Raw genomic sequence first — 24,163 nt, 5'->3', positions numbered from 1 at the left:
CCTGAGGCCCCGCCGATCCGGTCTTTCCTAAACAAGGCACCACATTATCCGGCTCTGATCTGCCCGATAAAGCGGGACACCTCCGATTTCAGCAGTTCAGATTGAGATGACAGATCAACAGCTGCTGTCTTGACCTGCTCCGATGCAGTTCCAGCCTGACCCGCCGCATCCGATACTCCGGCAATATTTTCAGACACTTCACGGGTTCCGACAGCAGTCGCCTGCACTGTCTGGGAGATTTCCTGGGTCGCTGCTCCCTGCTGCTCGACGGCTGCCGCCATCTGAGCGGAGGTTTCGTCAAGCTGACGCACCACCTCGTTGATCGCCTTCATTGATGAAACCGCATCCTGGGTTGCTGCCTGGATTGACTCGATCTGATCGTTGATCTTGTCTGTTGCATCACCGGTCTGTGTGGCAAGAGCCTTCACTTCGGCGGCGACAACGGCAAACCCTTTGCCAGCCTCACCTGCCCGGGCAGATTCAATCGTCGCATTCAGCGCGAGCAGATTGGTCTGTTTGGCGATTTCGGAGATCATCTTGACCACTTCGCCAATTGTCTCTGCTTTCTCGGCCAGGCTCTCAACTGTTGAACTGGTCTGACCAACGGTGGTCACCGCTTCACGGGATGCCGCAGAGGCATCTGCCATCTGTTGCTCAATCGACCTGATGGATGACGCCATTTCCTCGGTCGCCGCTGCAACAGTTTCCACATTGGATGTGGCTCCTGCTGAGCTTTCCGCCACATAGGCCGCCTTCTGACGCGCAGCATCAGAAACACCAGCCATGGTCTGGGCAGTTACATTCAGTTCTGTGGACGCCTGGGATACCTGTTCGATGATACCGCCGATGCTGGCGTCAAAATCCGATGCGAGTCGCTGCATCATCTCATGCTTTTCAGCCTCACTCCGGCGCTGGAACTCGAGCTGTTCCTGTTCCATGGAGGCCTTTTCCTGGGCGTTCTGCCTGAACACGTCCATGGACCGAACCAGATCGCCGATCTCATTGGCGCGTGCCGGGGGCAGATCCACATGCAGCTCACCTTTCGCCAGATGCACCATGGCATCCACAATGCGGGATACGGGCCGAATAATCTGACGGAACAGCACCATATACATCATGGTTGCCAGCAGCAGAGCCGAAACAATCGCAATACCTGCTGACCAGCGGGCAATGCTCTCGGCTTCATTCATTGCGACAGACAGTTTTTTTCCTTCTTCCCGACGCTCAGCAGCAACCGCACCGATCAGGCCGGACAAACCGGAGACGGCAGGTCCATCATTAATTTTCACGACCTTATCAATAGCTTCCGGGGTTGCCCCCTCACCAATCATCACCTTGATCTGATTAATCGCACTCTTATAGGCCTGAATGGCCGCTTCAATATCTCTCAAGGCAGCGGTTTCTGCATCTACTGTATGAAGGGACCGATATTCAGCAATTGCCTTTTCCGCTAGGGCAACGGCATTGTTGAATTTCTCAATTCTTGGGGCATCGCCGCGAAGCACATAATTCTTGAAGTGGTGGATCATGCCACCATAACCAAGGGCACCGCGCAGATCACTGATCAATTCCATCTTGCTTTCAGCCCTATGCTCATGGGCAATCGTTGCCAACAAGCGCTCGTGCAGAAGTTTCAGACCTTCTACGGCTGGTCCATCATTGATCTTGACTAATTTATCGATTTCCGAAGCACTTCGGGCTTCCGACGCCAACGTTCCAACGACATCAATTTTACGATTGTATTCGGTAACAACCGACCGGATAGCTTCGATCGCCCGTTTCTCCTCAGCATCAAGCCCGGCTATGGCATATTGGTCCAATGCGGTCATGACACCGCCCACAGAAATATGAAACCGGCTTACCCGCTTTTCGTCCTTGCGAAGCACGTAGTTCTTGAAATGGTGGATCATACCACCATAACCAAGATGCCCCACAATTGCTTCGAGAGCCTGTGACCTGGGTTCCGTGTCAGCCTGATACTGTGCCCAGACAGCCTTGGAGTCTACAATTCGCGTTGTTGCCAGAATAGACGCACCAATAATGATGAGACTTGATGTCACGACAATCGCAATCAGAAACAGTGCAATTGTCCTAATCTTCAGATCGTTCAACCGGAACATTTTGTGCCACTTCCCCAAGCAGTGTTCTAGGGTTCAAACCCTGGCCAGCCGTCCCTCGCCAATCAGCCGGTAGAGGTTCATCAGATGGCAAAACGATACGCTTGAGCCGTCAACACTTGGTAAATCGACGCAGGAAATACTCTAGTAAATAAGTATTAAACCACAATAATCAGTATTATTTTAATTGAAATTCTCAAAAATAAGCATTTATCCTAAGTTTAATTACTTATTGTCTACAACACTATGCCGCACCCACAAACCATGTAGCACATCCGCCACCTGTCAACTTAATAAGTAAGAATACATAAGTCAGAACAGTTCACGCTGGATAAATCCGGCTCCAAAGCTCAAGACACTCTCTTCAAGCCCTGTCTGTTCATCAGCGGCAGCGTTGATTGGCCTGAGGCAGCGGGTATTCTTCCTAACCGCGCCAGCTATCCGTTTCCCACATTTCTGTCAGCGCTTCCCTGTAAGTCGGATAGCGGAACCGCATGCCCAGCTCCGCCTTCAGCCGCGCGTTGGAGCACCGCTTGTTCTCCCCATAGAACGACCGCGCCATAGGGCGAAGCTCGGCCTCTTCGAACGGGATTTCAGGCGGCGGAGTCACGCCTTTGAGCTCGGCAGCCATTGTAACAACATCCTGGGGCGGTGCCGGTTCATTATCAATCACGTTGAACGTCAGCCCCGATTTTACACCGGCAGCCAGAGCGACAGCCTCTGCAATATCGGTACGATGGATACGGTTGAAAACCTGATCTTTCTTGATGATGCGTTTGGCACGACCGGTTTCAAAATTGACGAAAGCGTTCCTGCCCGGCCCATAGATTCCACCCAGACGGAAGATAGCCAGTGGCAGACCCGCTTCCTCTGCAAGCGCGCGCCAGGCCTGTTCTGCAGCAACACGCTGCACAGACCGCTGCGAGACAGGGCGGCACTCACTCTCTTCGGTTACCCAGGCACCATCGTGATTACCATAGACTCCAACTGTCGAGAGATAACCGATCCACGCGAGACTTTCCGAATTCAGAATGTCCTGACGGTGCTGATTAATTGTCGGATCACCGGCCTCATTCGGCCCTGCTGATATCACCAGATGGGTCGCTTCATTCAGCCTGTCCGAAATCTCAGGATTTGGGGTCGAACCATCAAACAGGAACGCATCAATGCCCAGCTCTGTGAGTGCCTCTGCTTTTTCCACCGAACGCGTTGTCCCGCACACCCATTCGCATTCATCTTTCATGCGTTCATGAATTGCGTGGGACGAATATCCCATTCCGAAAATAAACAACCGCATCAGATCACCTATGCTCACCATGACCGCTTGCGGTCTTTTGTTTCGATATAATGCGCTCAGCCGACAGATGCCATTCCTCAAGTACATCCGGGTCATTTTCCCGGCCTTCATACACAGACCGGGCAGCAAGAAACGCTTCAGGCTCAAGACGGCCGAAAGCCCAGACCGCAGCACCACGCACCAAAGCACTGTCGTCTCCAAGACGCCGCTCAACCCAGGGCATCACGTCAGGATCCCGGCTGTTGCCCAGAGCGATCATCACATTGCGCAGAAACCTGTCCCGACCAATCCGCTTGACCGGCGAGCCGGAGAACAGGGCTCTGAATGCCGGATCGTCCAGCTCTGACAGTTCGGTCAGATGCGGGTCTTTCAGATCATCCCGCGCCTGCAGCCTGGTTTCCCGCGCTTCCTGCGCAAACTTGTTCCATGGGCAAATGGCCAGGCAGTCATCACAACCATAGATCCGGTTCTTCATCGCATGGCGGAACCGGCGCGGCACGGGCCCTTTATGCTCGATGGTCAGATAAGAAATGCATTTGCGGGCATCCAACTGGTACGGCGCCGGAAAAGCATGCGTGGGACAGATATCAAGGCATTTCCGGCATGACCCGCAATGATCCATTTCCGCCTCGTCAGCAGGCAGTTCGGCTGCCAGAAATATCGCTCCGAGAAACAGCCATGAGCCCAACTCGCGGGAGACAAGATTGGTGTGTTTGCCCTGCCACCCGAGCCCGGCTGCGGCAGCCAGCGGCTTTTCCATGACCGGTGCGGTATCAACAAAGACCTTGAGATCAACACCCGCCTTCTGCGCAACCATATTGACTATCTGCTTCAGGCGACCTTTCATGACGTCGTGATAATCACGATTGCGGGCGTAAACGGAAATAGCTGCACGATCCCGACGGTCCAGCAGGTCCAGCGGATTGCAGTCAGGCCCGTAATTCATGCCCAGCATGACAATGGATTTCACATCCGGCCATAATGCGCGGGGGTCAGCCCGGCGCTGCTCGGTCTCCGGCATCCAGTCCATGGTGCCGTATCGCTCTTGTTCGATAAAGGTTCTCAGCCGACCAGCGGCTTCAGGGATAGCGTCTGGCCGGGTGACCCGGACAACATCAAACCCTTCTGTCTGTGCCCGTTTGCGAATCAGCTCCTTGATGGCCTCGGGCGACACGATCAGAAATCCAGATTGGCATAGGTCTTGGATGGTGGCAGGCTCAGAACCTTGTCGGCCAGGATCGGGCGGAAGCAGGGGCGCGACTTGATACGCGCATACCATTCACGCGTATTGGGGTGCGCCGACCAGTCCATCTCATCCAGATAATCAAGACAGGAAATATGCGCCCCGGCAGCCAGGTCCGCATAACTCAGACGGTCGCCGGCAATCCAGTTCCGCTCACTGAGCAGATGATCAACATAGGTGAGATGGATTTTCAGATTGCCACGGGCAGCGCGCATGATACCGGTATCGGGAGAACCGGACCCGCTTTCCCGCTTCATCACCTTTTCCCGCACCAGAAATTCAGTGACCTCGGCCTCACACTTGAGGAAAAACCACTCGCACAGCCGTCTCATTTCAGCCCGCGCATAAGGATGGTCCGGCATCAGCCGCCGATCTCCCATGGCATAGCCACGGGTTTCATCAAGATATTCCATGATCGGCCCCACACCACAGACAGGCGGTCCGTCATTCTCGATCAGCACCGGCAAGACACCCGCCGGGTTCAGCTTCAGGAACTCTTCCCGTCGCAACCAGGGTTTCTCGTCAATCAAAGCCATTCCAACCCGATATTCACCCAGAGCAAGGCGGGCAAACCGGGAGGCAGAGGACAATGTGTAATGGTGAAGCTTCAACATGCGGGAACTATAACAGGTTGCTTGCAGTGTGTTCAGGGGCTTGTTAAGGGATTGAGGAGTTTTCCCTATAGTGCGGGTTGGCCAATGTCACAAGACTTTCCGGCCGACTGTCCAGACACATTTTCATTAAGGCCGTTTTATGGACAATGACACCATCATTCAGGCGCTTCTGCTTGGCATCCTTGAAGGCCTGACAGAATTCCTGCCGGTTTCATCCACCGGCCATGTGTTGCTGGCCAGTCATTTCCTGGGTTTTGACAGCACCGGGCGGACTTTTGAAGTCCTCATTCAGCTTGGTGCCATTCTGGCCATTCTGTCGGTCTATTTCACCCGCCTGTGGTCACTGGCAACCGCCCTGCCTACAAGCGCGAAAGCCCGCGGTTTTGTCGCAGGGATTCTGATTGCCTTCCTGCCCGCCGCCATACTGGGCGCGTCACTGCACGGTTTTATCAAGACCGTTCTGTTTGAAACCCCGGCCCTCATCTGTGTTGTGCTGATTATCGGCGGTGTGCTTCTGGCCTGGGTCGATCGCCTCAAACAGCAGCCGGTCTATACGGATGTGATGGACTATCCCCTGTCGCTCTGCCTGAAAATCGGCCTGTTCCAGTGCCTTGCCCTGGTGCCGGGCACCTCACGCTCAGGCGCGACCATTGCAGGTGCCCTCCTGATGGGAACAGACAAACGCTCAGCTGCGGAATTTTCATTCTTTCTGGCCATGCCAACCATGGCTGGTGCCTTTGTCTACGACCTCTACAAGAACCGCGACGCTCTCTCCCTTGATGATGTCTGGCTGATTACCATCGGCTTTGTCGCAGCCTTCTTCTGCGCCCTGGCCGTGGTCAAGGTGCTGCTCGATTTTGTGAGTCGTCACGGCTTCATGCTGTTTGCCTGGTGGCGCATTATCGTCGGCACATGCGGGCTGATCGCCCTTCAGCTTCTTGGCTAGGGTCAGGTACCGGCAAACAACCCCTGCGGGATTTCAGGCACCGTTGTCTTTCGGCTGAAACTGCCCCTGCGGGCGAAACCGCTCAAGATAGGTCGGCAGGACAGATGCAAGTGTTCGCGGCTTGAAGCCCATCCCGTCAAGGGTGCGCCCTTCGGCACGAGCTTCGTCCGAGACAATATTGTCCCGCTTCAGCAATTCCACCTGATCCCGCGTCAGAACCGGCTTTGGCAGGAATTCCGCAAAGAACCCGATGGTCTTGGCCAGCCCGAATGGCAGAGGTACCAGCGCCCGGCGGCGGCAGGTAAGCTGCAACATCATCTGCAGCAATTCGGCAAAGCTTTTGACATCCGGTCCACCCAGTTCATAAGTGGTGCCTGGCTTCAGCTTGCCATCCACGGCATCAGCAATGGCATCCGCCACATCGCCCACATAAACCGGCTGGAATCTGGTCCCCCCACCCCCGACAAGAGGCAGTGCCGGTGCCAGGCGCGCCATTTCGGCAAACTTGTTGAAGAAATCATCCTCCGGTCCGAAGACGATAGACGGGCGCATGATGATGGCATCCGGACAGGTCTCAAGCGCGGCGGCTTCCCCTGCGGCTTTCGATCGGGCATAGGCTGACTTGCTATCGGCATCTGCCCCGATTGCCGAGACATGAACCAGTGTTTCTATTCCTGCGGCCTGGCTGGCTTCTGCAATGGCGCGCGCGCCTGTATCCTGCACGGCATCGAATGACTGGCGACCGGTCGGAAACAGGATCCCCACCAGATTGACCACCGCATCCGCACCAGCAACAGCCTGATCAACAGATTGTCTGTAGCGGATATTGGCCTGCACCGGTGTCACCTGCCCGACAATGCCCAAAGGCTGCAGATGATGTGCCAGGTCGGGCCGTCTGACAGCAGCCCGAACCCGGTATCCGCGACGGGCCAGAGCGTTGACAACATGACGCCCCAGGAACCCTGAGCCTCCGAAAACCGTGACCAGTTTGCCGTTGATTGCAGAACCCATGACGTGCCTTTCCTGCTTCATACCGGATATCCGGCGCATTCCCTGTCCCCGCCCCGGCAAAGCGGTTTTCTTCACTGATATTGCTTTTAGCTATTTGTCTATACGCTGTACAGGCGACAATCGATCCATAAGCCACTCCAGAAGAGCGGTGACAGATGCCGTCTGAAGAGTTTTCCCCTACAAATCACACATAAATGCAAAAGACGATTGACAAGAGCAGACCCGATCCTTATTCACCCCTCCAAGGCCCAGGTGGCGGAACTGGTAGACGCGCTAGCTTCAGGTGCTAGTTTCCGTATGGAAGTGGAGGTTCGAGTCCTCTCCTGGGCACCATTCTTCTTTAAAATCAAACGAATATAATATGCTCTGAAGCATTCGATTTGCTTTGGAAGCTGTTTGGTATGGCAGCGTTGAATACAGGCCTAGTTTCGCTCACAGCGCGAGACCGTAGACCTCCACCGCATTGAGGCCCAGGATTTTTGCCTGTTGCCCATCTGACAGGTCGCTCAGAAGGTCTGCGGTCGCCGCCAGCCAGGCATGATAGGTTCCTGCCAGGGTGCAGACTGGCCAGTCACTGCCCCAGATCAGCCTTTCAGGTCCGAAGCAGGTGAGCAGATGCCGCACATAGGGGCGGAGGTCATCGGCCGTCCAGTTTTCAGCCGCTTCTGTAATAAGGCCGGACAGTTTGCAGAAGGCACCTGTTTCTGCGGCAATGGCCGCCATGTCTTCGGCCCAGCCTTCAAAAATGCCGTCCCTGATCAATGGTTTTGACCCATGATCGATCACCACTTTCATGTCCGGATAACGTGCGAGCAGTGTTTTCAGATTGCTGAGGTGATGCGGCAGGGTGAGTGCGTCAAGGACCAGCCCGGCCTCAATTAGCGCGTCAAATGCGGGCGCAAGATCAGGGCGCAGCATCCAGTCGGGATCGGGTATGTCCTGTATCATCGGCCGCAGACCCACAAGTGCCGGACTGCCTGCCATCTGCCGGATATCATCCGATGCTGTCTGGCTTTCGAAATCAGCCCAGCCAACCACACCTTTTATAAATGGCGTTTCACGTGCCAGACCAAGCATGAAATCTGTTTCTGCACGTGTCGGCGCCGCCTGAACCAGTATGGTTCCATCAAGACCGGCAGCCTGCAGCAAGGGGTGGAGGTCATCAGGGCCAAAATCCCGGTAGAGCGGCTTGAGCTCTGGCTTAAGCCAGCCATAATCCCCACGTGCAATGGTCCAGAAATGCTGATGAGCATCAATGCGCATTACCCGATGACACCTTTTTTCAGGATAATGTTTCCGTACAGACGCTGTTCACCGGTTTGCACCACCACGAAAGACTGTCGTGCGCGCTCATAAAACGCAAACCGCTCCAGCGCCCTGATCGGGATCGGATTATCCGCTACTTCATCAATGATGCCCTGGAAATGGGACACGGCTTCCGGTATAGCGTCCGGATCGCCTACCACCTGCATGGATAAAGCGGGATCGGGGACAAATGTATCGAGCGGCATGATGGACAAGACCGCGCGCAGCATCACATCCGCGGTCACCCCGTCAGCCCGCAGACAGAGCGTCCCACTGCTCTCAGCAGGGAAATTGGCATCCGCAATGACAATCTCGTCGCCATGCCCCATGGCGCGCAGTGCATGCAACAGATCAGGCGACAGAACAGGGTCGATGTTACGCAGCATGTGCCGCCTCCTCTGGTGTCGGCGCATCAGGGCGGATCAGACCTTCCGCCTTCAGATCAGACCAGAGAGACGGATTTATGGGGCGCTCGAGCAGAGCCACATTGGCTTTGACCTCTTCCGCGCTGACCGCACCCGGAATGACAGTCTTGACGGATGGATGCCCAAGAACAAACTGCAGGGCAGCCGCAATGAGAGGCGTCTCATGAGCATTGCAGACTGCTTCTATCTTGCGGACCCTGTCCAGAATCTCCGGTGGCGCATCAGCATAATTATATTTTGCACCCGGGACAGGGCCAGTGGCCAGAATACCTGAATTATAGGGCCCACCAAGAATGATCCCCACATCTCTCTGCGCACAGAGAGGCAGGAAACTGTCGAGAGCATCCTGCTCCAGCAGGGTATAGCGACCGGCCAGCAGAAAGCCGTCGAAATCTCCAAGCCCCAGGAGCTTCTCGCAGACTTGCCACTCATTCACACCGGCACCAATAGCAGCAATGTCGCCGGATGCCCGCAATTCGGTCAGCGCCCTGAAACCACCGTCATCAAAAAGTTCACGCACCTTTGCGTCCGACGCCTCCTGGCTGCCCTGGCTGAAAGCACAGACATCGTGGACCAGAAGAATATCGGCGCAGGCTACATCCAGCCGTTTTCGGCTGGCCTCATAAGACCGCATGACCCCGTCATAGGTGTAATCAAAGACAATCCGCTTCTGCGGCACATCCACAAAGGCTTCCGGCGTCACTTCATGAGGCTCACAGTCCAGCAACAGACGGCCAATCTTGGTTGACAGCTGAATGTTATCGCGCCCGAACCGCTTGATGGCTCTGCCAAACCGCTCCTCTGACCGGCCCAGTCCATATTGAGGCGCAGTATCGAAATAACCAATGCCTGCATCAAACGCGGCCTGCAGCGCAGACTGAGCATCGTCCTCTCTGACCTTGCGATAAAGATTTCCGAGCGGCGCGCCACCGAATCCCATCCGGGTCAGCAATACAGGCCTGGCCGTACGACTGTTCAGTTTACAGATATCATCAATCTTCATGGTTCAACGGCCAGTTCTATTCAGTCAGGAACAGATCGGGACGCTCTTTGGCGAGCATCTCAATCCGTGGCATCAGTTGCCGTAAATGAAACCGCATAACGTCTTGCGCTGTAGACGGATCCCGGTTTTTTATCGCATCAACAATGGCCTGATGCTCAACCAGGGTCTCTGAAACACGACCCTGTGTTGGCAACAGCAGCATGCGGGCCCTGGTCACCTGAAGAGAAACCGTAGACGCTACAGTGGTGACACGCTTGAAGCCGGTAAACTGCATCATCAGCCCATGGAATTCCTCATCGGTCTGATAAAAGCCCGAATAATCGCCATCCTCCACCAGCAATTGCTGCAGCCGCATATTGCGGGAAAGCTGAGCAATTTGCTCATCCGTGACATCTTCAGCCACTTTCGCAACTGCGGCCAGCTCCAGAGCCTCTCTTAGGAACGACCCCTCCCGAATTTCCCACATGGAGAAGTATGAGACACGCGTGGCAGACTGAGGCACCACATTGACCAACCCTTCCGCTGACAGACGGGCAATAGCCTCTGAAACCGGCGATCGCGACACCCCAAGTGCATCGCAAATCGCACCCTTGCGAAGGATGGCTCCGGGTGGAAAATCAAGGGACAGAATAGCTTCGCGGATGGTCTGGTAGACCCTTTGCGCCAGAGATCCTTCCAACTCCGCAATGTCAGCCAGATGGCTCGCATCAATATCTTTGGTCATAAGCATACTAACATGTTAGTTGACATATCATGGAAGTCAATCTAGAAATCTCATGATCGTCTATCACAAAGCTGTAGCCTGGGAGGGAATAACAGCAAAGTGGGCAGGTGGCGGAGGAACACGGCATAATCATTTGAATTATCAGCTGTTTCGACGCTTGAAGTTCCACTCAGGTGGGCCTTCGACAGTATTTCGACGTCATCAGAGGGGAGAAGATGACACCGATCGTCACAATGACAGCCATCGACAAGCGCTTTCCAGGCGTCCATGCCTTGAAGGATGCCCGATTCGAGCTGCGCCCGGGAGAAGTCCACGCCCTGATGGGCGAGAATGGTGCCGGAAAGTCCACGTTGATGAAGATCCTGTCGGGCATTTATCAAAGCGACGGCGGTGAGCTCCTGATTGATGGCCAACCTGCGAACCCGGACACCCCGCGTGCAGCGCAGGCACTTGGTATCGGCATTATTCATCAAGAACTGAGCCTGATGAATGACCTCACCGCAGCCCAGAATATCTTTATCGGCCGCGAGCCCCGCAAGAGCTTTGGACGGCTGGACGATACAGCGTTGAATGCAGAAACTGCTGACATCTTCGCTTCGATGAATCTCAATCTGGACCCAAAAGCACTCGTTGGCACACTCACAATTGCCAAACAGCAGATGATCGAGATTGCAAAGGCTCTCTCCTACCGGTCCCGGGTTCTCATTATGGATGAACCGACCGCCGCGCTGAATGATGCTGAAATTGCCGAATTGTTCGTGATCATTCGACGCCTCAAGCAGGAAGGTGTCGGGATTGTCTATATCAGTCACAAGATGGATGAGCTGAAGCAGATCGCAGATCGCGTCACTGTGATGAGGGATGGTGAAACTGTCGATACGGTGGACGCAAAGGATACGCCTATCAGCAGCATCATTTCCATGATGGTTGGTCGCGAGGTGACAGAAGAGCCTCTTGATGTACCTGATCTGAGTGATGCTGAACTCTCGCTCGAAGTCCTGGGCCTCAATCGCGGCCATGATTTGCAGAACATCAGTTTCTCTGTCCGGAGGGGTGAGATCCTTGGCTTTGCCGGCCTGATGGGTGCGGGTCGGACCGAGGTGGCCCGTGCAGTCTTCGGCGCGGACCCGCATGACAGCGGCGAAATTCGCGTCCATGGCAAGGCGGTTGCCATCTCATCTCCGAAAGATGCGGTGAAAGCCGGAATTGGCTATCTGTCTGAAGACCGGAAGCATTTTGGCCTCGCAACAGGCATGACGGTTCGCGATAACATCGCCATGGCATCGATGGACCGGTTTCACGGCAAAACCGGTGTTCTGGATGACACCGCCATGAGAGAGACCGCAAAGGGTTATATCCGGACCCTGGGCATTCGCACACCCTCCGACAGTCAGGAAGTCAAGCTGCTCTCAGGTGGCAACCAGCAGAAGGTGGTTGTGGCGAAATGGCTTCTGAGAGACTGCGATATCCTGTTCTTTGATGAGCCCACGCGCGGCATTGACGTCGGTGCCAAGTCGGAAATCTACAAATTGCTGGAGCAACTTGCAGCAGATGGCAAGGCCATCATCGTGATCTCGTCAGAACTGCCCGAGATCATGCGCCTCAGCCATCGTATCGCGGTGATGTGCGAAGGACGCCTTACCGGCATCCTGCCAGGCGGAAAAGACACCACACAGGAAGATATTATGAAGCTGGCCACTCAACGGGATGCCGCCATGCAGGTAACAGGAATAGCACTATGAGTGTCACAAGCGACGCCAAGCAGAAGCATGAATCCAAGTCAGCGCTTTCCGGGCTGGGTGACAGTGGTGCCTACCAGAAGGTTCTGGCCTTCGCCAGCCTGATCGCACTGCTGATTGCTTTCTCAATCGCGTCCCCCAACTTCATGCAGACCTCGAACATGATTGCCATTCTGCAGGCCACATCGGTTAACGGTGTTCTGGCCGTTGCGGCGACACTGGTTATCATCACTGGCGGCATTGACCTTTCGGTCGGCACCATGATGACCTTCTGCGCTGTTGTCGCTGGCGTGGTTCTGACCTATTGGGGCATGCCGCTGCCCCTCGGAGTTCTGGCAGCGATTGCAGCCGGTGCCTGCTGCGGTCTGTGTTCCGGCACATTCATTGCCAAAATGAAGATTCCGCCCTTTATCGCCACTTTGGGCATGATGCTGATCCTGAAGGGTCTGTCCCTGGTGATCTCGGGCACGCGTCCGATCTATTTCAACGACACACCCGGGTTTGACCAGATCTCACGCGGCTCCCTGATTGGCGAGGTTTTTCCCGCCCTGCCTATTCCGAACGGTGTTCTGATCCTGTTTCTGGTCGCCATTCTGACCTCCTACATTCTGGGTCGTACTGTCCTTGGCCGTTACACCTTCGCGCTGGGTTCCAATGAAGAAGCCGTCCGTCTTTCCGGCGTCAATACAGATGCCTGGAAAATCCGCATCTATGCCCTTGCAGGCGGCATCTGCGGAATTGGCGGCATTCTTATCGCATCCCGTCTGAATTCTGCACAGCCAGCCCTTGGGCTTGGCTACGAGCTAGAAGCAATCGCAGCCGTGGTTATCGGCGGAACATCCCTGTCCGGCGGGCGTGGCACGGTGCTCGGCACTCTGATTGGAGCCCTGATCATGGCTGTTCTGACCAATGGCCTGCGCGTTCTGTCTGTTGCCCAGGAATGGCAGACCGTTGTGACGGGAGCAATCATCATTCTTGCCGTCTATGCAGACATGCTGCGCCGGCAGAAAGCGAAATAAACCTTGGCCAAGGAATGAAGCATATCCAGGGTCAATCTGACATCGCAAAGGGAGGAAATCATGTTTACACGCCGTTTTATTATCGGTGCCTTGAGTGCTGTTGCCTTGAGCGCCACCGGATCAATCGCATCCGCTGCGGATGAGGTGTACATCCCGCTGGTCTCGAAGGGCTTTCAGCACCAGTTCTGGCAAGCTGTCAAAGCTGGTGCGGAAAAGGCCGCCGGTGAATTCAATGTACGGATCACATTTGAAGGCCCGGACAACGAGACCATGGTGGACCGGCAGATCGATATGCTGGCCGCCGCTCTTGCCAATAAACCGGCTGCTATCGGATTTGCCGCACTGGACAGCCAGGCTGCCATTCCTCTTCTGCGTCAGGCGAATGAAGCAGGCATTCCGGTGATCGCTTTTGACAGCGGCGTCGACAGTGACATTCCACTGTCAACCGCAACAACAGACAACAGCGCAGCCGCAGGTCTTGCCGCTGACAAAATGGCCGAAATGATCGGTGGCAAGGGGAAGGTTGCCGTTGTTGCCCATGACCAGACCAGCCGTACCGGCATTGACCGTCGGGATGGCTTCGTCAACAGAATTGCAGAGAAATATCCCGATATCGAAGTGGTAACCGTGCAATACGGTCAGGGTGATCATCTGAAATCCACAGAGGTGACCAAGGCCATTCTGACAGCCAACCCTGATCTGAAAGGCATTTTCGGCACCAATGAGGGCTCCGCCATCGGCGTGGTCAATGGCGTCAGTGAGCTGGGCACCAAGGGCCTTGTGATCATTGGTTATGATTCTGGCAAGGCCCAGAAAGATGCCATTCGCAGCGGGCTGATGTCCGGAGCAATCACCCAGAACCCGGTCGGTATCGGCTATGAAACCGTCAAGGCGGCTGTCGCCGCGATCAAGGGCGAAACCGTGCCAGACCTGATCGACACCGGTTTCTTCTACTACGACGCGTCCAATATCGACGACCCGCAAATCGCCGCGGTTCTTTACGACTGATACGTCCAACCCTTCTCGACCCGGATCACTCCTGCCGGGTCGGGAGCCAAGTTTCTATCTTCACCCTGTAACGAGCGACACCTGACATGACATCCTCAAGATTGGCCGGAAAACGTATTCTGATTACTGCTGCAGGCCAGGGCATTGGCCGGTCTACAGCCGAGCGCTTTGCCGCTGAAGGCGCAGAAATCATTGCCAGTGACATCAACGATACCTCCCTGGCAGAGCTGGCCAGCATTGACGGCATTACCGCACTCAAGCTTGATGTAACTGATGCAGAGGCTGTCGCGGATGCCATTACCAGTCTCGGCAGGCTGGATGTCCTGTTCAATTGTGCGGGCTATGTCGCAAACGGCTCCATCCTCGAATGCGACGAGCGTGATTGGGATTTCAGTTTCGACCTCAACGTGAAAGCCATGTACCGGCTGTCCAAACTGGTTATCCCCGGCATGCTTGAACAGGGTGGCGGCTCTATCATCAACATGTCGTCGGTGGCATCCTCCATGAAGGGTGTGCCCAATCGGTTTGTCTATTGCGCCTCAAAAGCCGCCGTTATCGGTATGACGAAAGCCATTGCCGCGGATTTCATCACGCGCGGCGTCCGGTGCAACGCCATCTGCCCGGGCACGGTTGACAGCCCGAGCCTGCATGACCGGCTGAGGGCTACAGGCGACTACGATCAGGCGATGAAAGACTTCATTGCCCGCCAGCCCATGGGGCGGATCGGCACAGCCGACGAGATCGCCGCGCTGGCACTTTATCTCGCCAGCGACGAAAGCGCTTACACCACCGGCCAGGCCTTCGCCATTGATGGCGGCTGGAGCATGTAATTCACCGGAGACCAGACCTATGAAACTCTTGCGTTACGGCCCCAAGGGGTCGGAGAAACCCGGTTTGCTTGATGCAGACGGCAATATCCGGGATCTGTCAGAACATATTTCCGATCTGTCAGGAGACACACTGAGCGATGCTTCTCTGGACAAGATTCGCGAGCTCAACATCGCAGACTTGCCCTGGGTGGGCGGCAATCCCCGTATCGGCCCGTGTGTCGGCCAGGTGGGCAAGTTTGTCTGTATCGGGCTTAATTATGCTGATCATGCAGAAGAAAGCGGCATGGCGCTTCCTGAGGAGCCGGTGATTTTCTTCAAGGCGACCTCGGCCATTATCGGCCCCGACGATACGGTAGAAATTCCACGTGGCTCGGTGAAGACCGACTGGGAAGTGGAGCTCGGCGTCGTTATCGGCAAGGAAACCAAATATGTTTCAGAAGCCGACGCCCTTGATCACGTGGCTGGATATTGTGTCATCAATGATCTGTCAGAACGGGATTTCCAGCTTCATCGCTCCGGTCAGTGGGTGAAAGGAAAATCTGCCGATACCTTCGGCCCGATCGGCCCATGGCTTGTAACCCGTGACGAAATTCCTGATCCGCAGGATCTTCCGATGTATCTGGACGTGAACGGGCATCGCTATCAGGACGGATCCACCCGGACCATGCATTTCAGCGTCGCAACCGTCATCTCCCATCTGTCACAGTTCATGAGCCTTCAGCCTGGTGATGTTATCTCAACCGGAACACCTCCGGGTGTTGGCATGGGTCAGAAACCTGAAACCTATCTTAAGCCAGGTGACAGGATGGAACTGGGCATTGCCGGTCTGGGCGTTCAGAAGCAGCCTGTGGTGGCAAGCGCATGACCCGCATTACTGGCTTTCGCACCCACGATCTGCGCTTTCCCACATCCCAGTCCCTGGACGGGTCAGACGCAATGAACCCGGACCCCGATTATTCGGCGGCCTATGTGATCCTTGAGACCGATGGCTCCCATGAAGGACATGGCCTTACCTTCACCATCGGGCGCGGCAACGAAGTGTGCGTTACTGCCATCAGGGCGCTTGGCACTCTGATAACCGGCCTTGATCTCGACTGGATCAAGAACGATATGGGGCGGTTCTGGCGGCACGTGACAGGTGACAGCCAGTTGCGCTGGATCGGGCCGGACAAGGGTGCCATCCACCTGGCTGCCGGTGCTGTTATCAATGCGGTCTGGGACCTCTGGGCGAAAGAGACAGGCAAACCTGTCTGGGAGCTGGTCTCGGAGATGTCATCCGAAGACATCCTGAAACTGATTGATTTCCGATATCTGACGGATGTGCTGACGCCTGAAGAGGCGCTGGACATTCTGCGGAAAGCTGAACCAGGCAAGGCCGGGCGCATGAAGACGCTCCGGGACGAGGGCTATCCCTGTTACACCACCTCTGCCGGATGGCTCGGTTATCCGGACGACAAGCTGCGGCGTCTCTGCCGTGAGGCCAAGGCCGCCGGGTTCACCCACACAAAGTTCAAGGTCGGCAGAGATCTGGAAGACGACATCCGCCGCCTGACCATCGCCAGGGAGGAACTGGGCGATGAGATGAACATCATGATTGATGCCAATCAGGTCTGGGAAGTGGATGAGGCCATAGACTGGGTGAAGGAGCTGGCATTCGCCCGACCTTATTTCATCGAAGAGCCGACAAGTCCTGATGATGTGGTTGGTCACCGCAAGATCCGCCAGGGTGTTGCCCCTATCAAGGTTGCCACTGGTGAGATGTGCCAGAACCGGATTCTGTTCAAGCAGTTCATCTCAGAGGGCGCCATCGATGTTGTACAGATCGACAGTTGCCGGATGGGCGGGCTGAACGAGGTTCTCGCAGTCATGCTGATGGCAGCGAAATACAATCTGCCAGTCTGGCCGCACGCCGGAGGTGTTGGCCTTTGCGAATATGTCCAGCACATGTCGATGATCGATTACGTGGCGATCTCCGCAGAGAAGGACAGCAAACGGATTGAATTTGTCGATCATCTGCATGAGCACTTCATTGATCCGTGTGTGGTTGAGAATGGTGTCTATCGCGCGCCATCAAAACCAGGCTTCTCAGTCCAGATCAAAAACGCAACGCTGCGCGATTTTGAGTTTTCTCATCGGCTTGCAGCGGAATAACCCTTTGTTTCGGATACAGAAAGCAACCACTAGGTAGACGACCGTCTAAAAATATAGCTTTTGCTCGAAATTTTAGGATTTCGATACCGAAACAAAAACAAGTAACACTAATAGAACGAGCTAAACCAACGACTTAACACATTCTAGATCTGAATATTCAAACTTGGGAGGAAATCCAGTCATGTTCAGAAAACTGATAAAGGCATCCATTGTTACTGCCCTTGCAGCCACGGCCTGGTCAACCATAGCCAACGCCCAGCAGGTTCTGCGCTTTGGCCATGTCTATGAGGCCTCAACACCCTATCATGCAGCCGCCTTGAAAGCTGCTGAGGCTCTGGAGAAGGCGACGGAGGGCCGTTACAAGATGGATGTTTTCCCAGCCTCCCAGCTGGGCAAGGAAGCCGCTCTCAATGAGGCACTGTCCATCGGGACGGTGGATGTGATCTATACGGGCGTCGCCTTTCTCGGGCAGAGTTACGGACCAATCAGCATTTCGGATTATCCGTTCACCATGCGCTCCTACAATCACTGGAAAGCCTATGTGAACTCGGATCTGTTCGCTGAAATGGCTGGCAAGTACAAGGCCGTATCCGGCAACACGATTGCGGCGATGACCTATTACGGAGCCCGGCATGTAACATCCAACAAGCCCATCCTGCAGCCTTCCGACATGGATGGTCTGAAGATCCGCACACCAAATGCCCCTGCCTATCAGATGTTCCCGAAAGCAACCGGCGCCAACCCGACACCAATGGCATTTGCCGAGGTCTATCTGGCTCTGCAGCAGGGTGTGGTCGATGCCCAGGAAAACCCGCTTCCGACCATCCAGTTCAAGAAATTCTATGAGGTCCAGTCGAACATCAACCTGACTGGCCACATCACCAATTCACTGGCCGTAGTGGTCTCTCCGGTCACCCTGTCCAAAATGGGTAATGACGGACAGGCTCTCCTGGATGCATTGGCAGGCGCTGCGTCCTCCACATCTGACGAAATTGTCGCGTCAGAGGCTGAGCTGGCCGACTGGTTCCGCGCTCAGGGTGTCACAGTCAATGAGATCGACCGGGCACCGTTCATGGCAGCTGTCGCTCCCTTGCTGACCGGCTCTGATGTCCCCTGGGATGCAGAGACCTTTGAGCGACTGCAGGCAATCAAGGACTAAGGTTCGCCCCTGATACGAAAGACCCCGGACCTCTCACCAGAGGCCCGGGTGACGAGGAGGAGAGGACATTATGACGACACCCGGTTCGGGCTCCGAGGTCGCTATCGACTTCAATGCCATGGCGAAGGAGGACGAGGAGCACTTTGCGACCTTTTCCATTCACAAGGCCGACGCGGTTCTGATCGCCCTGTTTACAGCGCTGTTTCTTGTGGTCTTCCTGCAGTTTTTTACCCGCTACATTCTGAATGACTCACTGGCCTGGACTGAAGAGGCCGCACGATATCTTCTGATCCTTCTGTCCTTTGCGGGTGCTGTGCGCTGCCAGGTCAAGGGCACGCATATTGTCCTTGAGTTTGTCGACAAATATTACGGACGAGCGCTTCCGCTGATCAAGCTTCTGGCCCTTTGCGCGGTTCTCGTTCTGATGAGCGTCCTGCTCTGGTCGGCCTATGAGCTGATTCAGCGCACCTCGTTCCAGCAGATGGTTTCCCTGCCGTTTCCGAAATACTACCTGCATGCTGGTGTCATGACCCTGGCAGCGGTCAATGCAGCCATCATTCTCAGGCAGATTGCCCTGCACGTTCGCAAACCGGCCGGGAGATAGATCATGGCACTGACAATCCTGTTTTCCTCACTGGTCCTGCTGATGCTGCTGCGTGTTCCAATCGCCTATGCACTCGGCCTGTCCTCGTTTGCCTATATTCTCTATGCCGGACTCCCTCCTGTCCTGCTGTTCCATAATCTGGTGAACGGGATGGACAGCTTTCCGCTGCTCTCAATCCCGTTCTTCATCCTGGCAGGCGCGCTGATGAATTCTGCCGGGATTACTGCCCGGATCTTCGGCTTTGCCCGTGCGATTGTCGGCTGGCTGCATGGCGGCCTGGGGCATGTGAACATCGGAGCCAGCATCATCTTCGCCGGCATGTCCGGCGCGGCTGTTGCCGATGCCGGAGGGCTCGGGTCCATCGAGATCAAGGCCATGCGTGAAGCCGGATATGACGATGACTTCAGTGTCGGCATTACCGCGGCCTCATCGACCATAGGCCCCATCATCCCGCCATCTCTGCCACTGGTGATCTTTGGTGTTATGGCCTCTGTCTCCATCGGCAAACTGTTTGTGGCAGGGATCATTCCCGGCCTGCTGATGGCCCTTTCCCTGTCAGCCATGGTCTGGTGGATGTCTCGCAGCCGCAATTATCCAAGGGATGTGGCCTTCAACCCAAGCATCATTGCGACGCGTTTCAAATCAGCCATCCTGCCGCTGCTCACCCCTGTCATTATCGTGGGCGGCATCGTTTCAGGTGCCTTCACACCGACAGAGGCTGCCATAGCGGCGGCGGCTTACGCGCTCTTTCTCGGACTGGTGGTCTATCGCAGCCTCTCGGTTCGCAAACTGGCTGTCATCTCGCTCGAGACCATAGAGACCACAGCAGCCATTATGATGATTGTCGGCACCGCCAGCGTCTTTGCCTGGATTTTGACGGCCAATCAGGTGGCAACTCACTTTGCAGACTTCGCCCTGTCGATTACGGACAGCAAGACCATGATCCTGCTGCTCATCATGGCGGTCGTCCTCGTGGTCGGCCTGTTCATGGAGACCATTGCCGCGATTTCCATTCTGGTGCCGGTTCTCATGCCTGTGGCGGCGAATTTCGGCATTGATCCGGTCCATCTCGGCATTATCGTCATACTTAACCTGATGCTAGGTCTTCTGACGCCGCCTGTGGGCATGGTGCTGTTTGTCCTGTCACGCGTGTCGAAAATACCATTCGAGCAATGTGTGCGGGCAACCATGCCGTTCCTTGTGCCGCTTCTTGGCGTTCTTCTCCTGCTCTCTTTTGTTCCGTCTTTGACCTTGTGGCTGCCGGAACTCATCTACGGAAAATAGGTGCTGCTGACAGTTTCGTTTTTTTCTAATCTCAGACCCACCAAAAGATTGCTTTATCTCCTGGCGGAAAAAAAACATTCTGGGAGGACAGTGAGGCACGAGTGACATGTCTGTCATTTCTGTCTCGCTATCCTCTCAAGAACAACATGATTGCCAAGCCGGGAAGAGGGAAGAAAATGAGTGCTTCGATCAGTGATCCCATCGCTCAGTTGCAGCATAATGTGGAAAGCCCCTTCGAGCAGGCTGAGGCCATGCCGAAGAGCGTCTATACATCGCCCAAATTCCTGGAAGAGGAACTGAAGCATATCTTCCGCAAGGACTGGTTCTGCGCGGGTCGGGCCAGTTCTCTGAGCGAGCCGGGAGATTATACGACCCTCGAACTGGCCGGACAGCCAATCATGATCATTCGCGACCGGGACGGAACGCTTCGCGCCCAGTCCAATGTCTGCCTGCATCGCATGTCCACCCTGCTGGAAGGGCGCGGCAGAACCCGCAGCATCGTCTGTCCCTATCACGCCTGGACCTACAATCTCGACGGCAGTCTGCGTGGGGCACCTGCTATGAGCCAGAACTCGGCATTCTGCAAGGACAAGCTGAAACTGCCACAGGTCCGGTGTGAGGAATGGCTTGGCTGGATCATGATTTCGCTTAATCCGGACGCAAGACCTGTATCCGAAGAACTGGCAGAGGTTGAGGAACTCATTTCCGATTATGGCATGGAGACTTATCAGGAAACCTTCTTTGAAACCCATGTCTGGGATACAAACTGGAAGGTTCTCGCCGAAAACTTCATGGAGAGCTACCATCTGCCGGTCTGCCATGCAGGCACAATTGGCGGCCTGTCCCGTCTTGATGAAATGATCTGCCCACCGGGCCGCAAGGCTTTCAATTATCATACGATCCTCAAGGATGAATCCCTGAAGATCGCTCTTGCGCATCCAAGCAATACGCGGATGACCGGAGACCGCAGACGCACCACATATCTTCTGGCGATCTATCCAAGCCTGCTGATCACCCTGACGCCCGGCTACTTCTGGTATCTGTCGCTTCACCCGAAAGGCGTTGGACAGGTTCAGATCATGTTCGGCGGAGGCATGTCAGCCGACTATATGGGTGATGAGGATGCAGAGGCGCATTTCGCCCAGCTCAAGACCCTGCTGGACGAGGTGAATATCGAAGATCGCGGCTGCACGGAAAAGGTCTTCAACGGACTTTGTTCTGACCTTGCAGCGCCTGGTCCTCTGTCTCATCTGGAACGGCCGAACTTCGACTTTGCCCAATATCTGGCATCAAGGGTTTGTCAGGACGCATAGGACCCGTTGCCTGGCTGTTTCCGGCGGCTATGATGGCGCTATGGTCAGTGATTCGTCTCTACAATCCGTCTCAGCCGAACAACAGAGTGATGCTCAGGTTGTCCTCGAGCAGGTTTTCGGCTTCCCCCGGTTCCGCCCGGGGCAGGAGGATATTGTCTCCGCTGCCCTTGCAGGCGACGATCTGCTGGCCATCATGCCGACGGGGGGCGGCAAATCCCTGTGCTATCAGCTCCCTGCTCTGCTGCGGAACGGCCTTACCGTCGTCGTCTCTCCGCTTATTGCCCTGATGCGCGATCAGGTTGCCCAGCTGCAAGAGCTGGGGGTCGCCGTTGGCTGTCTCAATTCAGCCAATACCTCTGAAGAGAATTTTGCCACCCGTCGTGCTGTAGAGGGTGGACAGATCAAGATTCTCTACCTGTCACCCGAGCGGCTGTTGCGCGCAGAAACCATCCAGCTTCTGCAGGCTGTTCATGTGGCCATGATCGCGGTGGATGAAGCTCATTGTGTCTCTCAGTGGGGACACGATTTCCGGCCGGAATACCGGGAGATCGGCACAGTTCGCGATGCGCTCGGCAATGTGCAGGTGGTTGCCTTTACCGCAACGGCAGATGCCGCCACCCGCCAGGATATGGAAAGCCGCCTGTTTTCCCGTACTCCGAAGGTTTTTCTGCGCGGCTTTGACAGACCCAATATCAGCCTGGCCATGTCGCCGCGCAACAACGCCCGCAAGCAACTGCTCGATTTTCTGAAAAGCCAGTCAGGCCAATCCGGCATTATCTATTGCCAGTCACGCCGCAAGGTGGATGAGACAGCCGACTTCCTCCGCGCCAAGGGATTTGATGCGCAGATCTACCATGCCGGCCTGCCGTCGGAAGACCGCGCAGCGGCACAGGATCATTTTCTGCAGAATGATGGCGTTGTCATGGTGGCAACAATTGCCTTCGGCATGGGGGTCGACAAGCCGGATGTGCGCTTTGTGTTCCACATGGATCTGCCGAAGAATATCGAAGGCTACTATCAGGAGATCGGTCGTGCGGGCCGGGATGGTCTGCCTGCCATTGCCCATACGCTCTATGGCCTGAACGAAATCAGACAATATCGCCAGTGGATCGACGAGAGCGATGCAGGCGAAGAACAGAAACGGATTGAGCGGCAAAAACTCAATACGATGGTCTCTCTCTGCGAGGCACCGTCCTGCCGCCGCGTCACACTGCTCGCCTATTTTGGCGAGGAATCAAAACCATGCGGGAACTGTGATCTCTGCCTTGGTGATATCGAAACCTATGACGGCACCATAGACGCCCAGAAAGCCCTCTCAGCCATCGCCCGCACCCGGGAACTGTTTGGCGTCGAGCATCTGATCACGGTTCTGCGTGGCGAAACCAATGAGATGGTGGAGCGGCATCTGCATGACCAGCTGCCCACTTTCGGCGTTGGCATTGCAATCAGCCGCAATGACTGGCGATCCATCTATCGCCAGCTTTTTGCAGGTGGCTACGCCAATATTGACATGACACGCTATGGCCGCTGGCTTCTGACTGAACAGGGCTGGGAAGTTCTGCGAGGCAAACGGCAGGTCCAGCTCCGCAAGGACAAACTGGTCTCCAAGAAAGACCGCAGCAAGGCTTCATCCCCTGCCCTGGCTGAAGCGGACGCCGATCCGTTTGTCCTGAAGGAATTGAAAAGTCTCCGCCGCGAGATCGCTATTGAGAAGGCCGTTCCCGCCTATACAATCTTTCCAGATCGCAGCCTGATTGATATGGCCACGCGCTGCCCAACAAGCCTGGACGCCATGCGCGATATTCACGGCGTTGGTGACAAGAAGCTGGAGCGTTACGGAGAACTGTTTCTCGAGACGATCCGTCAGGCGGTCGAACGCGCAGCCTGATCCCAGGCACAGCAATTCCCTCTATACGAGATATTTAATATCTTTAATTGCAAAACTACAGATTGGTCTATAGCGTGCGCCGAAATGATTCCGGGGTACCAAATGACGACTATGACCTTCAAAACTCTTCTCGTTGCCGTTCTCGCTTCACTGCTATTGTCAGCATGCGGCACGCCTAAAGATTTCGCAGATCGTCGTGCCCGCCACAATGCCGGTATCCTTCCGGATCCGGCGGACCGTGTCGGCATACACCTGGCTTTCCCTTTCAGCGACATTCTGCTGGTAACCTACTTCGCCGACCAGATCAGTGAAGAGGAAGCCGTGTCCCGTTTCACGACATTCTGCGCCCACAAAGAGCCTGGAAGCCAGCCCGTAAAGAGGGAAAAGGATGAAACCGAGGATGTAACTGTCCAGGATGAGCACGGCAACGAGCTTCCTGCAAAACGCATGATCGTTGAGTGCAGATCTGCGAGCTGATCAGAG

At 55.4% G+C, this 24,163-nt stretch carries 22 protein-coding genes and 1 tRNA gene; 14 read left to right on the top strand and 9 right to left on the bottom strand.

Features of this window, described 5'->3' with window-relative positions; genetic code table 11:
* Positions 1 to 44 precede the first annotated feature (44 nt).
* The 4 genes from RA157_RS08325 to RA157_RS08310 form a co-directional block, all read right to left on the bottom strand.
* Positions 45 to 2,120, bottom strand: a complete 2,076-nt coding sequence (locus RA157_RS08325) for a methyl-accepting chemotaxis protein (protein ID WP_350335996.1) — start codon at positions 2,118 to 2,120, stop codon at positions 45 to 47.
* A 421-nt stretch (positions 2,121 to 2,541) separates the two neighbouring features.
* A complete protein-coding gene (locus RA157_RS08320; RefSeq protein ID WP_350335995.1) occupies positions 2,542 to 3,414 on the bottom strand; it encodes an SDR family oxidoreductase in 873 nt (290 codons plus the stop codon).
* Positions 3,415 to 3,418: 4 nt separating this feature from the next.
* Positions 3,419 to 4,588 (bottom strand): tRNA epoxyqueuosine(34) reductase QueG, encoded by a 1,170-nt coding sequence (gene queG / locus RA157_RS08315; protein ID WP_350335994.1) that lies wholly within the window; start codon positions 4,586 to 4,588, stop codon positions 3,419 to 3,421.
* Positions 4,589 to 4,590: 2 nt separating this feature from the next.
* A complete protein-coding gene (locus tag RA157_RS08310) occupies positions 4,591 to 5,271 on the bottom strand; it encodes a glutathione S-transferase family protein (RefSeq protein WP_350335993.1) in 681 nt (226 codons plus the stop codon).
* Between the two features lie 139 nt (positions 5,272 to 5,410).
* On the opposite strand from RA157_RS08310, the gene RA157_RS08305 reads away from it, so the two are divergent.
* Positions 5,411 to 6,217, top strand: coding sequence for an undecaprenyl-diphosphate phosphatase (locus RA157_RS08305; protein WP_350335992.1), 807 nt, complete (start codon positions 5,411 to 5,413; stop codon positions 6,215 to 6,217).
* Between the two features lie 33 nt (positions 6,218 to 6,250).
* Here RA157_RS08305 and RA157_RS08300 read toward each other — a convergent pair whose 3' ends face one another.
* A complete protein-coding gene (locus tag RA157_RS08300) occupies positions 6,251 to 7,228 on the bottom strand; it encodes a complex I NDUFA9 subunit family protein (protein WP_350336175.1) in 978 nt (325 codons plus the stop codon).
* 246 nt (positions 7,229 to 7,474) lie between these two features.
* On the opposite strand from RA157_RS08300, the gene RA157_RS08295 reads away from it, so the two are divergent.
* Positions 7,475 to 7,561 (top strand) — tRNA-Leu (locus RA157_RS08295).
* Between the two features lie 99 nt (positions 7,562 to 7,660).
* Here RA157_RS08295 and RA157_RS08290 read toward each other — a convergent pair.
* The 4 genes from RA157_RS08290 to RA157_RS08275 are packed head-to-tail and all read right to left on the bottom strand — an operon-like array spanning position 7,661 to position 10,685.
* Complete coding sequence (locus RA157_RS08290; RefSeq protein WP_350335991.1) at positions 7,661 to 8,491, bottom strand: amidohydrolase family protein; 831 nt, start codon at positions 8,489 to 8,491, stop codon at positions 7,661 to 7,663.
* Positions 8,491 to 8,919, bottom strand: coding sequence for an RbsD/FucU family protein (locus tag RA157_RS08285; protein ID WP_350335990.1), 429 nt, complete (start codon positions 8,917 to 8,919; stop codon positions 8,491 to 8,493). Before RA157_RS08285 ends, RA157_RS08290 begins: the two co-directional genes overlap by 1 nt.
* On the bottom strand, positions 8,909 to 9,961 hold the full coding sequence (locus RA157_RS08280; protein WP_350335989.1) for an aldo/keto reductase: 1,053 nt from the start codon (positions 9,959 to 9,961) through the stop codon (positions 8,909 to 8,911). The genes RA157_RS08285 and RA157_RS08280 overlap by 11 nt, the downstream gene beginning before the upstream one ends.
* Before the next feature lie 16 nt (positions 9,962 to 9,977).
* A complete protein-coding gene (locus RA157_RS08275) occupies positions 9,978 to 10,685 on the bottom strand; it encodes a GntR family transcriptional regulator (RefSeq protein ID WP_350335988.1) in 708 nt (235 codons plus the stop codon).
* A gap of 215 nt (positions 10,686 to 10,900) precedes the next feature.
* Here RA157_RS08275 and RA157_RS08270 point away from each other — a divergent pair, with 215 nt between their 5' ends.
* From RA157_RS08270 to RA157_RS08215, 12 genes are all read left to right on the top strand, one after another.
* Positions 10,901 to 12,427, top strand: coding sequence for a sugar ABC transporter ATP-binding protein (locus RA157_RS08270; protein WP_350335987.1), 1,527 nt, complete (start codon positions 10,901 to 10,903; stop codon positions 12,425 to 12,427).
* Positions 12,424 to 13,443: an ABC transporter permease gene (locus RA157_RS08265; RefSeq protein ID WP_350335986.1), complete on the top strand. Its 1,020-nt coding sequence runs from the start codon at positions 12,424 to 12,426 to the stop codon at positions 13,441 to 13,443. Before RA157_RS08270 ends, RA157_RS08265 begins: the two co-directional genes overlap by 4 nt.
* 60 nt (positions 13,444 to 13,503) lie before the next feature.
* Complete coding sequence (locus RA157_RS08260; RefSeq protein ID WP_350335985.1) at positions 13,504 to 14,451, top strand: ABC transporter substrate-binding protein; 948 nt, start codon at positions 13,504 to 13,506, stop codon at positions 14,449 to 14,451.
* Between the two features lie 86 nt (positions 14,452 to 14,537).
* Entirely contained in the window at positions 14,538 to 15,281 is a 744-nt protein-coding gene (locus RA157_RS08255) for an SDR family oxidoreductase (RefSeq protein WP_350335984.1), read from the top strand.
* A 19-nt stretch (positions 15,282 to 15,300) separates the two neighbouring features.
* Positions 15,301 to 16,146, top strand: a complete 846-nt coding sequence (locus RA157_RS08250) for a fumarylacetoacetate hydrolase family protein (RefSeq protein WP_350335983.1) — start codon at positions 15,301 to 15,303, stop codon at positions 16,144 to 16,146.
* Positions 16,143 to 17,432 (top strand): L-fuconate dehydratase, encoded by a 1,290-nt coding sequence (locus tag RA157_RS08245; RefSeq protein ID WP_350335982.1) that lies wholly within the window; start codon positions 16,143 to 16,145, stop codon positions 17,430 to 17,432. Before RA157_RS08250 ends, RA157_RS08245 begins: the two co-directional genes overlap by 4 nt.
* Before the next feature lie 181 nt (positions 17,433 to 17,613).
* Positions 17,614 to 18,591, top strand: coding sequence for a DctP family TRAP transporter solute-binding subunit (locus tag RA157_RS08240; RefSeq protein ID WP_350335981.1), 978 nt, complete (start codon positions 17,614 to 17,616; stop codon positions 18,589 to 18,591).
* A gap of 70 nt (positions 18,592 to 18,661) precedes the next feature.
* A complete protein-coding gene (locus RA157_RS08235) occupies positions 18,662 to 19,195 on the top strand; it encodes a TRAP transporter small permease (RefSeq protein WP_350335980.1) in 534 nt (177 codons plus the stop codon).
* Positions 19,196 to 19,198: 3 nt separating this feature from the next.
* The gene (locus RA157_RS08230; protein ID WP_350335979.1) at positions 19,199 to 20,479 is read left to right on the top strand and encodes a TRAP transporter large permease; all 1,281 of its coding nucleotides are present in this window, start codon (positions 19,199 to 19,201) and stop codon (positions 20,477 to 20,479) included.
* 176 nt (positions 20,480 to 20,655) lie between these two features.
* Positions 20,656 to 21,792 (top strand): aromatic ring-hydroxylating oxygenase subunit alpha, encoded by a 1,137-nt coding sequence (locus RA157_RS08225; RefSeq protein ID WP_350335978.1) that lies wholly within the window; start codon positions 20,656 to 20,658, stop codon positions 21,790 to 21,792.
* 40 nt (positions 21,793 to 21,832) lie between these two features.
* Positions 21,833 to 23,680 (top strand): DNA helicase RecQ, encoded by a 1,848-nt coding sequence (gene recQ, locus RA157_RS08220; protein WP_350335977.1) that lies wholly within the window; start codon positions 21,833 to 21,835, stop codon positions 23,678 to 23,680.
* A 102-nt stretch (positions 23,681 to 23,782) separates the two neighbouring features.
* Positions 23,783 to 24,157, top strand: a complete 375-nt coding sequence (locus tag RA157_RS08215; protein WP_350335976.1) for a hypothetical protein — start codon at positions 23,783 to 23,785, stop codon at positions 24,155 to 24,157.
* Positions 24,158 to 24,163: the final 6 nt, after the last annotated feature.

Origin of the sequence: Coralliovum pocilloporae, from assembly GCF_030845175.1 — a bacterium.
Lineage (GTDB): Bacteria > Pseudomonadota > Alphaproteobacteria > Rhizobiales > Cohaesibacteraceae > Coralliovum > Coralliovum pocilloporae.
Note: the sequence above shows the minus strand (reverse complement) of the source record. Positions and strands in the feature narration are given on the sequence as shown.